At 73.6% G+C, this 14,062-nt stretch carries 14 protein-coding genes; 10 read left to right on the top strand and 4 right to left on the bottom strand.

The features are described 5' to 3' along the window. Positions 1-42 precede the first annotated feature (42 nt). The 4 genes from V1634_RS08965 to V1634_RS08950 all read right to left on the bottom strand — a co-directional run bounded on the left by V1634_RS08965 (position 43) and on the right by V1634_RS08950 (position 3,225). Complete coding sequence (locus V1634_RS08965; protein ID WP_331207265.1) at positions 43-1,866, bottom strand: hypothetical protein; 1,824 nt, start codon at positions 1,864-1,866, stop codon at positions 43-45. A gap of 187 nt (positions 1,867-2,053) precedes the next feature. Continuing rightward, on the bottom strand, positions 2,054-2,479 hold the full coding sequence (locus V1634_RS08960; RefSeq protein ID WP_331207264.1) for a PLD nuclease N-terminal domain-containing protein: 426 nt from the start codon (positions 2,477-2,479) through the stop codon (positions 2,054-2,056). A 27-nt stretch (positions 2,480-2,506) separates the two neighbouring features. Beyond that, complete coding sequence (locus V1634_RS08955) at positions 2,507-2,836, bottom strand: DUF202 domain-containing protein (protein ID WP_331207263.1); 330 nt, start codon at positions 2,834-2,836, stop codon at positions 2,507-2,509. After that, the gene (locus tag V1634_RS08950; RefSeq protein WP_331207262.1) at positions 2,833-3,225 is read right to left on the bottom strand and encodes a YidH family protein; all 393 of its coding nucleotides are present in this window, start codon (positions 3,223-3,225) and stop codon (positions 2,833-2,835) included. Before V1634_RS08950 ends, V1634_RS08955 begins: the two co-directional genes overlap by 4 nt. A gap of 42 nt (positions 3,226-3,267) precedes the next feature. On the opposite strand from V1634_RS08950, the gene V1634_RS08945 reads away from it, so the two are divergent. The 10 genes from V1634_RS08945 (at position 3,268) to ligA (ending at position 14,021) form a co-directional block, all read left to right on the top strand. Beyond that, complete coding sequence (locus tag V1634_RS08945) at positions 3,268-4,089, top strand: GNAT family N-acetyltransferase (RefSeq protein WP_331207261.1); 822 nt, start codon at positions 3,268-3,270, stop codon at positions 4,087-4,089. Continuing rightward, positions 4,086-4,496 carry a hypothetical protein gene (locus V1634_RS08940; RefSeq protein ID WP_331207260.1) on the top strand — a complete coding sequence of 137 codons (411 nt, stop codon included), beginning with the start codon at positions 4,086-4,088 and terminating at the stop codon, positions 4,494-4,496. Before V1634_RS08945 ends, V1634_RS08940 begins: the two co-directional genes overlap by 4 nt. 252 nt (positions 4,497-4,748) lie before the next feature. Then, complete coding sequence (locus tag V1634_RS08935; protein ID WP_331207259.1) at positions 4,749-5,528, top strand: electron transfer flavoprotein subunit beta/FixA family protein; 780 nt, start codon at positions 4,749-4,751, stop codon at positions 5,526-5,528. Between the two features lie 28 nt (positions 5,529-5,556). Next, the gene (locus V1634_RS08930; RefSeq protein WP_331207258.1) at positions 5,557-6,516 is read left to right on the top strand and encodes an electron transfer flavoprotein subunit alpha/FixB family protein; all 960 of its coding nucleotides are present in this window, start codon (positions 5,557-5,559) and stop codon (positions 6,514-6,516) included. Between the two features lie 202 nt (positions 6,517-6,718). Then, positions 6,719-7,897: a cysteine desulfurase family protein gene (locus V1634_RS08925; protein ID WP_331207257.1), complete on the top strand. Its 1,179-nt coding sequence runs from the start codon at positions 6,719-6,721 to the stop codon at positions 7,895-7,897. A gap of 83 nt (positions 7,898-7,980) precedes the next feature. Further along, complete coding sequence (mnmA, locus tag V1634_RS08920; protein ID WP_331207256.1) at positions 7,981-9,060, top strand: tRNA 2-thiouridine(34) synthase MnmA; 1,080 nt, start codon at positions 7,981-7,983, stop codon at positions 9,058-9,060. Between the two features lie 193 nt (positions 9,061-9,253). Beyond that, a complete protein-coding gene (locus tag V1634_RS08915; RefSeq protein WP_331207368.1) occupies positions 9,254-10,201 on the top strand; it encodes a uroporphyrinogen decarboxylase/cobalamine-independent methonine synthase family protein in 948 nt (315 codons plus the stop codon). 35 nt (positions 10,202-10,236) lie between these two features. Beyond that, positions 10,237-10,611, top strand: coding sequence for a VOC family protein (locus tag V1634_RS08910; RefSeq protein ID WP_331207255.1), 375 nt, complete (start codon positions 10,237-10,239; stop codon positions 10,609-10,611). 144 nt (positions 10,612-10,755) lie between these two features. Continuing rightward, on the top strand, positions 10,756-11,778 hold the full coding sequence (locus tag V1634_RS08905) for an ADP-ribosylglycohydrolase family protein (protein WP_331207254.1): 1,023 nt from the start codon (positions 10,756-10,758) through the stop codon (positions 11,776-11,778). Between the two features lie 113 nt (positions 11,779-11,891). Further along, positions 11,892-14,021 carry an NAD-dependent DNA ligase LigA gene (ligA, locus tag V1634_RS08900; RefSeq protein ID WP_331207253.1) on the top strand — a complete coding sequence of 710 codons (2,130 nt, stop codon included), beginning with the start codon at positions 11,892-11,894 and terminating at the stop codon, positions 14,019-14,021. Positions 14,022-14,062 lie beyond the last annotated feature (41 nt).

Below are 14,062 nucleotides of genomic sequence, written 5' to 3'. Positions count from 1 at the left end.
GGCCCGGTCACCCGCCGGTCCCGGCAGAGCCGTCCCGGCGGGTCAGCGGGGTCGGTCGGCGGGGGCGATCCACCATTCGGCCGGGCCGATCGGCGGAGCCCGGAACTCGGACTCGTCCACCACCACGTCGACCTGGCGCGCCGGGTCGGAGTGCTCGGTCGGTGCGGCGATGCCGGGTCCGGCGACCACGGTCAGGTCGGTGACCCGCAGCGGCGGCTCCGCGCCCGCCCTGCCCGACCCGCCGCTCCACCAGGCCCGGTGCGCGTCCCGCCCGCCCGGCCCCGCCGACCCGGGACTGCGGGCCGCGAGCAGCGGCAGCAGCAGCACGCCGAGGACGAACGGTGCGGCCATGTAGCGGGCGGCCTGCGCGTTGTTGACGACGAGTACCGAGAGCTGGTTGCCGAGGCTCAACGTGGCCAGGGCCAGCAACGCGCGGTCCCGCCGGCGCCAGGCGAGCAGCCCGACCGTCAGGTACGCCAGGTAGGCCCAGGTGGCGCCGCGCCACAGCAACCACTCGGGCTGGCCGACCCGGCTGGCGAGCACGTCCGCCGCCTCGCTGACCGGTTCGCCGAGCGGCCGACTGTACGCGACGGCCAGCACCTCCGGTCGCTGGAACCTCGGATCCCGTTCGAGGTAGATCGGCAGTGCCCAGGCGGTCGGGTTGGCCCGCAACCCGCCGGCCGGGGTGGGACGCCAGGCGATGGAGCCCCGACACGTCCGGGCGGCGAGCACCGTCTGCGGCGACCGGCGTACCAGCCGCCACCAGGCCGACAGCAGTTCGTCGTGGTGCGCCGCGGCGGCCCGGCGGTCGAAGTCGGGGTGGTAGACGGTGGAGTCGACGGTGTAGCAGTCCGCCGACTGGCGCCAGTGTGCCAGCGGCGCCACCTTGGTCAGCAGGGCCAGGTCGGCGGCCGGAAAGTCGGCCGGCTGCTCGGCGTACCCGATCGCCAGGTCGGCGAGGAACGCCTCGTAGGCCACGATGGACTCGCTGTCGCGTACCCCGAGGGCGGGCAGCAGGGTCCAGTTCGTCAGCAGGGCGACCGTGGCGGCCACCACCCCGGCGAGCAGCACCCGCAGCGCCAACCCGCGCAGCAACAGCGCCAGCAGCACGGTGACGATCGCCGCCACCACGAAGCCGTTCTGCCGGAACAGGCAGCTCAGGGTCAGCTCGGCGACGAGGGCGCCGAGCAGGCCCCAGGACGTCCGCCGGGTCTCTCCGGCCGGACGTCCCGCCGCCCACGGTGCCGGTGCGGCGTGCCGGACGACGGTACCGACCGCGTTCCGGCCGGCCGCCGGACCGGGACGGTTCGACTGCGCCGGGGTACCGGTGCCGCCGGGCCGGCGTACGGCGAGCAACCGGGCCACCGTACCGAGCAGGAAGACGTGGCAGACGACGTACGGCACGTCCTTCCAGACGCAGACCGCGAAGGTGCCGACCGGAGGCAGCGCGACGACCAGTACCGCGGCGCTGGCCCACGCCCAGGCCGGGCCCCCGATCCGGCGCAGTCCGGTGACCGCGTACGCCAGGCCGGCGGCCAGCGCGGCGGTCTGGGCCAGGGTCAGCGCGCCGATTCCGCCGGTGAGTCGCACCGACAGCCAGACCAGTGCGGTGTAGCTGACCGGGTGGTGGGTGTTCCAGTTGCCGGTGGTGGCCTGCCAGACGTGGTCGAGCGAGTCCGGGCTGAACAGGCCGGGATAGCGGGCGGCCCACCAGAACAGGAGTACCGCCTGGGCCAGCCCGAAGGTCAGCACGCCGAGCCTGGTCGGCGAGTCCCCGAGCCACCCCGCCCGGTCGGGCCGGTGGTCGTCGGGCTCCGGCGACCCGTCCGCCGGCCATGCCGGCCCGGTCACCACCCCGTGTGCCATGCCTATCGTCCTTCGCCCCGGGCGCGGCCGCGCCAATCAGCGGTGCGAGGGGTGGTGGGCACCGATCTCGGCCATGCTACGGCGGGGCAGGGGCACGGGTCCCCGGAACGGCCGACTCCGTCACCCGGCGCCGACCAGGCGTGTCAGCCCGTTGTCGACGCCGAGCGGCCGGTCTCGGCCGGCCCGGTCAGACGTCCGGCTTGTCCTCTTCGCGGGGCGGCTCGCCGTCCCGTCGGCGCAGTTCCTCCTCCCGGCGCCGCAGGTCCCGCTCCCAGTTGTCGAAGAGTTCGCGGTCCCGCTTCGACCGCTCGTCGTCCAGGGAACGCAGGAACTCCGGGTCGTCGTCCGGGGCGAGCGGTGGCCGGCGGTCCCGGCCACCGGCCGGACGCCCGCCGGCCGGACGCCCACCGGCACCCGGTCGTTCGGTGCGAACCGGTCGGCCGGCGACGAACCAGGCGATCGATCCGACCAGCGGGAAGAACAAGATAATCAGGACCCAGGCGAACCGGGGGAGTGCGCGGATCTCGTCCTCCTCGGCCGACAGGCAGCTGATCAGAGCGACGACGGTCAGGATGAGCTGTCCGATGGCGAGGAGCGCGTAGAGGCGGACCATCTGGCCATGATGACGTACCGGTCGGCGTCAGTGCACCGACGCCAGCACCAGCAGCAGGCCGAGTACGGCGAAACCGGCGGTGATCAGGGCGGTCACCGGTAGCGCCCGACCGGGGCGGAGCCGCCGGCCGGCGATCCGGGGAAAGGTCACCAGCAGTACGCCGAGCCAGCCCAGCCCGGCCAGGGCGGTGACCAGCGCCCCGACCGTACCGTTCGACAGGGCCAACCGGGCGGCGAGCACCGCCACCACCCCGACCGCGAGTACGGTGCGCCGCCATGCCAGCCGGGTCCGCTCGGCGGCCAGCCCGGCGTCCGGCCCCGGTGGCGGGTGCCCGGGGCCGCCCAGTCGCGGGCTCACGGGTCCCGGCCGCCCTGCACCAGCACCGCCACCACGAGCAGTACGGCGCCGAGCCCGACCAGCAGGGCGAGTACGGCGGGGAACCGGGAGGCGGGAAGCTCGTCGCCGAGCCGGATCGCCCGCTCGGTACGCGCCCAGTGGTCCACCGCGCGGACCGCCACCGCGCCGCCGAGCAGCAGCAGTGCCACGGCGAGCGCCTCGCGCAGGTGCGGTACCGGCATCGGGGGGAGGAACTGCGCGACGGCGAGTCCACCGGCGATCAGCGCCAGCCCGGTACGCAGCCAGGCCAGGAAGGTGCGTTCGTTGGCCAGCGAGAAGCGGTAGTCCGGCGTCTCGCCGACCTCCCGCAGCTCGCGCGGGTCGAACCACCGCCGGACCGCCTGGTACACGTTCGGAGATTATCGGGTGGACATCGCCCGTAGCCTGGGCGGGTGAGTGACCTCGACGCCGAGTTGCTGCGGACGGCCTACGACAACCAGTTGCGGGCCCGCCCGCCGGAGCCGGTGCCGCCGGGAGTGACGGTGGACCGGGACGGTCCGCTGCTGCGGATCCAGGGGCTGGACCGGGGCGGCTTCGTGACGTACCGGGATCTGGCGGGCCTGACCGGGGCGGCGCTGGACGAGCTGATCGTGCGGCAGCGGAACTTCTTCGGCGGGCTGGGCCAGCCGGTGGAGTGGAAGCTGCACGGCCACGACCTGCCGGCCGACCTGCCGGACCGGTTGGCGGCCGCCGGTTTCGTGCCGGAGGAGCGGGAGACCGTGGTGATCGGCCCGGTCGCGTCGCTGGCGGCGACGCTGCCGGTGCCGCCCGAAGGGGTACGCCTGCGTGAGGTGACCGAGCGCGCGGACCTGGACCGGATCGCGGAGCTGAAGAGGCGGGTCTGGGGTGGCGACGACGACGGGAGCTGGCTGGCCGACGGGTTGGCGCGGGAGCTGGCCGCCGGTGCGGAGCTGGACCAGCCGCCGCTGACCATCGTGGTGGCCGAGACCGACGACGAGCTGGTGAGCGCCGCCTGGGTGCGGTTCGTCTCCGGCACCCGGTTCGCCACCCTGTGGGGTGGGGCGACCCTGCCGCACTGGCGCCGCCGGGGCATCTACCGGTCGCTGCTGGCCCACCGGGCCCGGCTGGCCGACGCCCGGGGGTTCAGCCTGTTGCAGGTGGACGCCTCGGAGGAGAGCCGGCCGATTCTCCAGCGGCTCGGCTTCGTCCCGGTCACCACCACCACGCCGTACGTCTACACTCCGAATCCGTGACGCAACCGCTGACCGAGGAGGAGCGGGCGACCCTGAAGGGGGCCGCGTTCGGTGCGGTCTACCTGGTGTCGAGCGCCGAACCGGGCGCCTTCTCCATGATCAAGGAGAGCCTGGCCGCGTCGAACGCCTTCGCCGGCACCACCGGGCTGGTCCGGGAGCTGCTCACCACCGGCGCGCTGCCCCGACTGCCCGGCGGGTCGCCGGCCGAGGTGCCGGCGGTGGTGCTGCCCGCGCTGCGCCGCTCGGTGGAGATCCTCCGGTCGAAGGCGCCCGACGAGGTGGCCAGTTACCGCTCGGCGGTGTTGCGGGCCACCGAGGAGGTTGCCCGGGCGCACGAGGGGATCAGCCCGGGTGAGGCGGCGGCGATGGCCACCGTGCGGGAGGCGCTGGAAGACGCGGCCGGTTGAGCCGGGTCGCCCGGCGGGGGCCGTCGGTCGGTCGGGCGGGCGACGGTGAGCCGGCTCACTCCGGACCGGCCGGAGCCCTATGCTACTTGCGGGTAACATTAGCCGTAAGTAACGCCACACCTTCTCCCGTACCGGCCCGTCGGTCTTCGGTTGACCGATCGTTAAGGAACGCGGGAGGCTGCTCCCGAGCAACCCGGCGGGATCGCCACGATCAGCGGGGATCGGCATTCACAGGAGGGTCGTCGAAGCGCGATGAACATCGTCGTACTCGTCAAGCAGGTGCCCGACTCGGGCGCGGACCGCAACCTGCGCAGTGACGACAACACCGTCGACCGGGGGTCGGCAAACAACGTCATCAACGAGATGGACGAGTACGCCATCGAGGAGGCGTTGCGGATCAAGGAGGCGCAGGGCGGCGAGGTGACCGTGCTGACCATGGGCCCGGAGAAGGCCGCCGAGTCGATCCGCAAGGCGCTGTCGATGGGACCGGACAAGGCCGTGCACGTGCTCGACGACGCCCTGCACGGCTCCTGCGCGGTGGCCACCTCCAAGGTGCTCGCCGCCGCCCTCGGCCAGCTCGACGCCGACCTGGTGCTCTGCGGCGCCGAGTCCACCGACGGCCGGGTGCAGGTCATGCCGCACATGCTCGCCGAGCGGCTCGGCATCGCCGCGCTGACCGGCGCCCGCAAGCTGACCGTGGAGGGCGGCAACCTCACGGTGGAGCGGCAGACCGAGGAGGGCTACGAGGTGGTCGCCGCCGCGACCCCGGCCGTCGTCTCGGTCTGGGACACCATCAACGAGCCGCGCTACCCCTCCTTCAAGGGCATCATGGCGGCCAAGAAGAAGCCGGTGCAGACGCTCTCCCTGGCCGACCTGGGCATCGCCACCGACGAGGTCGGGTTCGCCGGCGCCACCAGCACGGTGCTCGAACACAGCCGCCGCCCCGAGCGGTCCGGCGGCGAGCGGGTCACCGACGACGGCACCGGCGGCACCCGGCTGGTCGAGTTCCTCGCCGCCGAGAAGTTCGTCTGAGCGCGACCGGGAATCAGGAGGAGAAGTCATGACCGAGGTTCTCGTCGTCGTCGAGGCGACCCGCGAGTTCGGCGTCAAGAAGGTCACGCTCGAACTGCTCACCCTCGCCCGCGAACTGGGTACGCCGGCAGCGGTGGTGCTCGGCGGACCCGGCGCCGCCGCCGCGCTCGGCGACCGGCTGGGCGAGTACGGCGCGGAGAAGATCTACGCGGCCGAGCACGAGGAGATCGACGGCCACCTGGTGGCGCCGAAGGCGACCGTACTGGCCGAGCTGGTCCGCCGGGTACAGCCGGCCGCCGTGCTGCTCGCCTCCAGCCAGGAGGGGAAGGAAATCGCCGCCCGGCTCGCGGTCAAGCTGGACAACGGCATCCTCACCGACGTGGTCGGACTCGCCGCCGACGGCACCGCCACCCAGGTCGCCTTCGCCGGCTCGACCGTCGTCACCTCGAAGGTCACCCGCGGCCTGCCGCTGGTGACCCTGCGGCCGAACTCGGTCACCCCGAGCCCGGCCGCCGCCACACCCACCGTCGAGCAGCTCGACGTCACGCTCGGCGAGACCGACAAGCTCGCCCGGGTGGTCGAGCGGGTGGCCGAGCAGAAGGGCAGCCGACCGGAGCTGACCGAGGCGTCGGTGGTGGTCTCCGGCGGTCGCGGCGTCGGCAACGCCGACAACTTCAAGCTGGTCGAGGAGCTGGCCGACCTGCTCGGCGGCGCGGTGGGCGCCTCCCGGGCCGCCGTCGACTCCGGCTTCTATCCGCACCAGTTCCAGGTGGGGCAGACCGGTAAGACCGTCTCGCCGCAGCTCTACGTGGCGCTCGGCATCTCCGGCGCGATCCAGCACCGGGCCGGCATGCAGACCTCGAAGACGATCGTCGCGGTGAACAAGGACGCCGAGGCGCCGATCTTCGAGCTGGCCGACTTCGGGGTGGTCGGCGACCTGTTCAAGGTCGTACCGCAGGCAGCCGACGAGATCCGCAAGCGGCGATAGCCGGCGTACGCCCTCGGCGGGTCACCCACCCGGCGACGGCGGTGTGACGTGCGATACCCGGTCGGGCGCCCCCAGGGCACCCGGCCGGGTTTCCTCGCTGCCCAGGGGTGTGATCCGCCCTCGGGGCGGTGCCGCCGGGCCGCTGGGGCACGGCCGGGCGGCCGGGTGGGCCGGCCGGAACCTGGCACTAGGCTGGACGTTGATGACTTACCTTGATCACGCGGCCACCACTCCGATGCTCGAAGAGGCGTTGGAGGCGTACGTCGCGACCGCTCGCGAGGTCGGCAACCCGTCGTCACTGCACGCCGCCGGCCGGGTGGCCCGGCGCCGGGTGGAGGAGTCCCGCGAGCGGGTCGCCGCCGCCCTGGGCGCCCGGCCCTCCGAGGTGGTCTTCACCGGTGGCGGGACCGAGAGCGACAACCTCGCGGTCAAGGGCATCTTCTGGGCACGCCGGGCGGCCGACCCGGGGCGGATCCGGGTGGTGGCCAGCGCGGTGGAGCACCACGCGGTGCTGGACTCGGTCGAGTGGCTGGCCGCCCGCGAGGGTGCGACCGCGAGCTGGCTGCCGGTCGACCAGACCGGTCGACTCGACCCCGACCGGCTGGCGGCGGAACTCGACGCGCACGCCGACGAGGTGGCCGTGGTCACCGCCATGTGGGCGAACAACGAGGTGGGCAGTGTCCAGCCGGTCGCCGCGCTCGCCGAGGTGGCCGCCGCGTACGGCATCCCGTTCCACACCGACGCGGTGCAGGCGGTCGGCCAGGTACCGGTCGACTTCGCCGCCAGCGGGGTGGCCGCGCTGACCGTCACCGGGCACAAGCTCGGCGGGCCGGTCGGGGTGGGCGCGCTGCTGCTCGGCCGGGACGTCGGCTGCACACCGGTGCTGCACGGCGGCGGGCAGGAGCGGGACGTCCGCTCCGGCACCCTGGACGCGGCCGGGATCGTCGCCTTCGCGGTGGCGGTCGAGGCGGCGGTCAAGGCCCAGCAGGAGTACGCGACGCGGGTCGCCGCGCTCCGCGACGACCTGGTGGCCCGGGTCCGGCAGGCGGTGCCGGAGGCGCTCTACAACGGCGACCCGACCGAGCGGCTGCCCGGAAACGCCCACTTCTCCTTCCCCGGCTGCGAGGGGGACGCCCTGCTCATGCTCCTGGACGCGCAGGGGATCGCCTGCTCGACCGGGTCGGCCTGCTCGGCCGGGGTGGCGCAGCCCTCGCACGTGCTGCTGGCGATGGGTGCCGACGACGACCGGGCCCGGTCGTCACTGCGCTTCTCGCTCGGGCACACCTCGACCGCCGGAGACGTCGACGCGCTGGTCGCCGCGCTGCCCGGCGTGGTCGAGCGGGCCCGCCGGGCCGGCGCGGTCAAGTCGGCCCGGAGCTGACCCCCCAGGTGTGTTAGGAAGGGCCCCCGCACCTGCAAAAGGCGATATGAAGGGGCCCTTCCTCACCGGCTAGGCTCGGCAGGGTGAGGGTACTGGCAGCGATGTCCGGCGGGGTCGACTCGGCGGTCGCCGCCGCGCGGGCGGTGGAGGCCGGACACGACGTCACCGGCGTACACCTGGCGCTGGCGCGCAATCCGCAGACGTACCGGACCGGTGCCCGGGGCTGCTGCACCCTGGAGGACTCCCGGGACGCCCGGCGGGCGGCGGACGTGCTCGGCATCCCGTTCTACGTCTGGGACCTGGCCGACCGGTTCCATGAGGACGTGGTGGAGACCTTCGTCGCGGAGTACGCGGCGGGGCGTACCCCGAACCCCTGCCTCCGCTGCAACGAGAAGATCAAGTTCGCTGCCGTACTGGACCGGGCGGTGGCACTCGGCTTCGACGCGGTGGTCACCGGGCACCACGCCCGGCTCGGCCCGGACGGGCTGCTCCGGCGCAGCGTCGACCTCGGCAAGGACCAGTCGTACGTGCTGGCGGTGCTGACCCGGGAGCAGCTCGACCGGTCGATCTTCCCGCTCGGCGACTCGACCAAGGCACAGGTACGCGCCGAGGCGGCCGACCGGGGCCTGGCGGTCGCCGACAAGCCCGACTCGCACGACATCTGCTTCATCGCCGACGGCGACACCCGGGGCTTCCTCGCCGACCGGCTGGGCGAGGCGCCCGGCGAGATCGTCGACGCCCGTACCGGTGCGGTGGTCGGCGCGCACAGCGGCGCGTACGCCTACACGGTGGGGCAGCGCAAGGGGCTGGCGCTCGGGGTGCCGGCCCCGGACGGGAAACCCCGGTACGTGCTCTCGATCACCCCGAAGACCAACACCGTGACGGTGGGCCCGGCCGAGGCGCTGGAGGTTTCCACGGTGGCCGGCGAGCGTCCCGTCTGGACCGGCGGGCCGGTGCCGACCGACGCGTTCGACTGCGAGGTGCAGTTGCGGGCGCACGGCCAGGTGGTGCCGGCCACCGTCCGGCTCGACGGGGCGGGGCTCCGCGCCGAGCTGCGCGAGCCGGTCCGGGGGGTGGCGGCCGGGCAGGCGATCGTGGCGTACCGGCCCGATCCGGGCGGCGATGTCGTGCTCGGCTCCGCCACCATCAGCGCCGCCGCCTGAGAACGTCGCTCCGGTGCCGGATGGACCGGCGGTGCCGGAATAGGTCGCTCCGGTGCCGGACGGACCGGTGGCGCCGGGATAACCTGCCGACGTGACCGATCAACAGCAGGTGCCCGACCAACCGGCGGACTCGACGGCGGCGACCGGACCGGCGTGGCCGTGGCCGGCCGGGGCGGCATCCGGCATCGGGTCGATGCCCGGCACCGACATCGCCGAGGCCCAGCGGATCGTGCTCGGCGAGCTTTCCGTGCCGTACCTGCCCGAACTGCCCGGCAGGGGACCCGGTGCCGACCTGGTCGGCCGAAGCGCCGGGCTGCTGGTGGACCTGCCGGTCGAGCTGTACGCCGCCCGCTGGCGGATCGCCGGGCGTCCGGGGCGGGACCTGCGTCGCGCCCTCGACCTGCTGGAACGTGACCTGGACCAGATGACCGAACAGGCCGGCGAGTTCACCGGCACCTTCAAGGTGCAGGCGGCCGGCCCGCTCACCCTGGCCGCCAACATCGAGCGGCCGGTCGGCGGCTGGATGCTCCGGGACCCCGGGGCCGTCCGGGACCTGACCGAGTCGCTCGCCGACGGGTTGCGCGGGTACGTGGCGCAGGTCCGCCGCCGGCTGCCCCGGGCCACCGTACTGCTGCAACTGGACGAGCCGGCGCTGCCCGCCGTACTGGCCGGGCGGATCCCGACCGAGAGCGGACTGGGGGTGTACCGGCCGGTCGAGTCGGGGACGGCGACCGGGCTGCTCCGTACCGTGGTGTCGGCGGTCGACGCGCCGGTGGTGCTGCACTGCTGCGCCCGGGACGTACCGCTGGACCTGGTCCGGGCGGCCGGCGCGGCGGCGGTCGCGCTGGACCTGGCCCTGGTGGACCGGCTCGACCCGGTCGGCGAGGCGATCGACGCCGGACTCGGCCTCTTCGCGGGGGCGGCACCGGCGCTGCCGCCGCCGGGCGGGCGCGGGCCGTCGTCGGCCGAGGTCGCCGATCGGGTACGCCAGCTCTGGGACCGGCTCGGCTTCTCCCGCGCCCGGCTCGCGGAGCAGGTGGTGGTGACCCCCGCCTGCGGGCTGGCCGGCGCGACCGGCGAGTACGCCCGGACGCTGCTCACCGCCTGCCGGGACGCGGGTCGACGACTGGCCGAGGAGTAGGTTTTCCTGTCACATCCGACGGGCAGGATGGGCGCATGATCGGTCAACTGCGTTCCGTGGTCATCGACTGTCCTGATCCCCGTGCCCTGGCCGGCTTCTATTCGGAGCTGCTCGGGTTGCCGGTCGACGATCGGGGGGCCGACGACGATGACGGCTGGGTCGTGCTCGGCGGCGAGCCCGGGCAGCACCCCCGGCTCGCCTTCCAGAAGGCGGTCAACCTGCGGGAGCCGCGCTGGCCCGACCCGCACCGCCCCCAGCAGTTCCACCTGGACGTCACCGTCGACGACATCGAGACGGCCGAGGCCAAGGCGCTGGCCCTCGGTGCGACCCGGTTGCCCGGCTCGGGCCAGGGCTGGCGGGTCTACGCCGATCCCGCCGGCCACCCGTTCTGCCTCTGCTGGGACGACTGAGCCAACTGACCGGCTCTGCTGAGCCGACTGAGCCAACTGACCGGCTCTGCTGAGCCGACTGAGCCAACTGACCGGGCTCTGCTGAGCCGACTGAGCCGACCAACCGGGTGGCGGCGCCGGAACGACTCCGGGAGGATGGCCGCCATGCCTGATCCGGTCACCGCCTCGCCAGATCTCGCCCGCGCCTCCGGCTCTCTGTTCGGGCTGGCCTACGGCGACGCGCTTGGCGCGCCGACCGAGTTCCTGCCGGTCGCCGAGATCCACCGGCGGTACGGCCCGGCCGGCCCTCGCGAGCTGGTCGGCCAGCCGGCCCGGGTCACCGACGACACCCAGATGGGGCTGGCGGTCGGCTGGGCGTTGCACGACGCAGGTCCGGCGGTCACCCCCGAGCTGCTGGAGCCGCTGCTCCGGCAGCGCTTCGTGGCCTGGGCGCAGAGCCCGGAGAACAATCGCGCCCCCGGGGCGACCTGCCTGCGCGCCTGCGGCGGGTTGGCCGACGGGCTGCGCTGGCAGGCGGCGACGGTGGCCGACTCGAAGGGCTGCGGCGCCAACATGCGGGTCACCCCGGTCGGGCTGGTCCCCGGCTACGACCTGGAGACGCTGGCCGGAGTCGCCCAGTTGCAGGCCGGGCTGACCCACGGCCACCCGACCGGACTCGCCGCGAGCGAGCTGACCGCGTACGCGGTACGGGTGTTGCGGGACGGTGCGGCCCTGGCCGAGCTGCCCGGCCTGTTGCGGGACCGGGCCGTACGCCAGCGCACCGTCTACCGGGCGGAGTGGCTCGGCGACCTGTGGCAGCGGCCCGCCGTCGACGACCCGGTCACCTTCATCGCCCGGGGCTGGGACGAGTGCCTCGGGGTGCTCGACGCGCTGGACGCGGCGTTGGCGTCGCCGGACTACGGCACCGACGCGTGTGCGGCCACCGGTGCGGGCTGGATCGCCGAGGAGGCGCTCGCCACCGCCCTGTACTGCGCGATCCGGCACTCCGACGACCCGGTGTCGGCGCTGGCCCGGGGCGCCACCACCTCCGGCGACTCGGACTCGATCGCCTGCCTGGCCGGTGCCTTCGTCGGCGCGGCGTACGGGATGGCGGCCTGGCCCACCGACTGGCCCGACCGGATCGAGTACGCCGACCAGCTTGCCGCCCTCGGCGCCACCTGGGACTGACCCCCCGCCACCCGCCACCGGTTAGGAGGGGGCCCTTCTACTACCGAAAGCGATAACGGGGGGCCCTTCCTTGCAGGGCGGTTAGGTTTGCGGTGAGGTCGGAGGAGGTCGAGGTGTCCGAGGAAGCGATCCCGCAGCAGGTCGGGCCGGAGCAGGAGGCGGCGGCCGGTGAGGAGCCGACCGCCGGGGCACGGGACCGGCACGCCGAGCTGAGCACCGAGATCACCGACCACCAGTACCGGTACTACGTGCTCGACGCGCCGATCGTCTCGGACGCCGAGTTCGACGCGCTGCTGCGTGAGCTGGAGGCGCTGGAGGAGCGCTATCCGGCGCTGCGTACCCCGGAGTCGCCGACCCAGCGGGTCGGCGGCACGTTCTCCACGCTCTTCACCCCGGTGCCGCACATCGAGCGGATGATGTCGCTGGACAACGCCTTCACCCCGGAACAGTTGGCGGGGTGGGTGGAGCGGATCGAGCGGGATGCCGGCGGTCCGGTGGATTACCTCTGCGAGCTGAAGGTCGACGGGCTGGCGATCAACCTCACCTACGAGAAGGGTCGACTGGTCCGGGCCGCGACGAGGGGCGACACCCGGATCGGCGAGGACGTCACCGCGAACGTACGGACCCTGAAGGAGGTGCCGGAGCGGCTGACCGACGGCACCGAACCCGTCCCCGAGCTGCTGGAGGTGCGGGGCGAGATCTACTTCCCGGTGGCCGCCTTCGCCGACCTGAACGCGGGGCTGGTGGAGCAGGGGAAGCCGCCGTTCGCCAACCCGCGCAACGCGGCGGCGGGCAGCCTGCGGCAGAAGGATCCCCGGATCACGGCGAGCCGGCCGCTGCGGCTGGTGGTGCACGGCCTGGGGGCGCGGCAGGGGTTCGCCCCGGCCGCCCAGTCCGAGGCGTACGCGGCGCTGCGCGGCTGGGGGCTGCCGACCAGTGACCGGTGGCGGGTGGTGTCGGATCTGGCCGGCATCACCGACTACATCGGGTACTACGCCGAGCACCGGCACGACGTCGAGCACGAGATCGACGGGGTGGTGGTCAAGGTCGACCCGGTGGCCATCCAGGGCCGGCTCGGCTCGACCAGCCGGGCGCCCCGCTGGGCGATCGCCTTCAAATATCCGCCGGAGGAGGTCACCACCGAGCTGCTCGACATCGAGGTGAACGTCGGCCGGACGGGCCGGGTGACCCCGTTCGCCGAGTTGCGGCCGGTGAAGGTGGCCGGCTCGACGGTGGCCCGGGCCACTTTGCACAACGCGCACGAGGTGGAACGCAAGGGTGTGCTGATCGGCGACACGGTGGTGGTCCGCAAGGCCGGTGACGTGATCCCGGAGGTGCTCGGGCCGATCGTGGAGCTGCGCCCGCCGGACGCCCGCCGGTTCGAGATGCCGACCCGCTGTCCGGCCTGCGGTACCGCGCTGGCGCCGTCCCGGACCGGTGACGTCGACATCCGCTGCCCGAACGCGCGTACCTGCCCGGCGCAGTTGCGCGAGCGGATCTTCTATCTGGCCAGCCGGGAGGCGCTGGACATCGAGGTGCTCGGCTTCAAGGCGGTCGGCGCGCTGCTGGACGCGGGGGTGATCACCGACGAGGGCGACCTCTTCTGTCTTGACGAGGAGCGGCTGGCCCGGGTGCCGTTCTTCGTGAAGAAGGACGGCACGCTGGGGCGCAACGCGCAGAAGCTGCTGGAGAGCCTCGCCGCCGCGAAGGACCGGCCGCTGGCCCGGGTGCTGGTGGCGCTCTCCGTCCGGCACGTGGGTCCGACCGCCGCCGAGGCGCTGGCCCGGGAGTTCGGCTCGGTCGCGGCGATCGAGGCGGCCGGCGAGCCGGAACTGTCGGCGGTGGACGGTGTGGGGCCGACGATCGCGGTCAGCCTGCGGGAGTGGTTCGAGGTGGACTGGCACCGCGAGGTGCTGCGCAAGTGGGCCGAGGCGGGCGTACGGATGGCCGAGGAGCGGGTCGAGGAGGGTCCGCGCCCGCTGGAGGGGTTGACCGTGGTGGTGACCGGGACGTTGTCCGGGTACACCCGGGACCGGGCGGCCGAGGAGTTGCGGCTCCGGGGGGCCAAGGTGAGCGGCTCCGTCTCGAAGAAGACCGACTTCGTGGTGGTCGGTGACAACCCGGGCTCGAAGGCGGAGAAGGCGGCCGCGCTGAAGGTGCCTATGCTCGACAAGGCCGGTTTCGCGGCGCTGCTCACGGAGGGTCCGGAAGCCGCAGGTAGGCTCGTACTCAGTGACGATTAGTAATGGGTCGATCAGCTCTCAGTAACAGAACTACTTGGGCA

Origin of the sequence: Plantactinospora veratri (genome assembly GCF_036421995.1) — a bacterium.
GTDB lineage: Bacteria > Actinomycetota > Actinomycetes > Mycobacteriales > Micromonosporaceae > Plantactinospora > Plantactinospora veratri.
The sequence above is the reverse complement of the archived record's forward strand: the minus strand, read 5'-3'. Positions and strand labels throughout refer to the sequence as shown.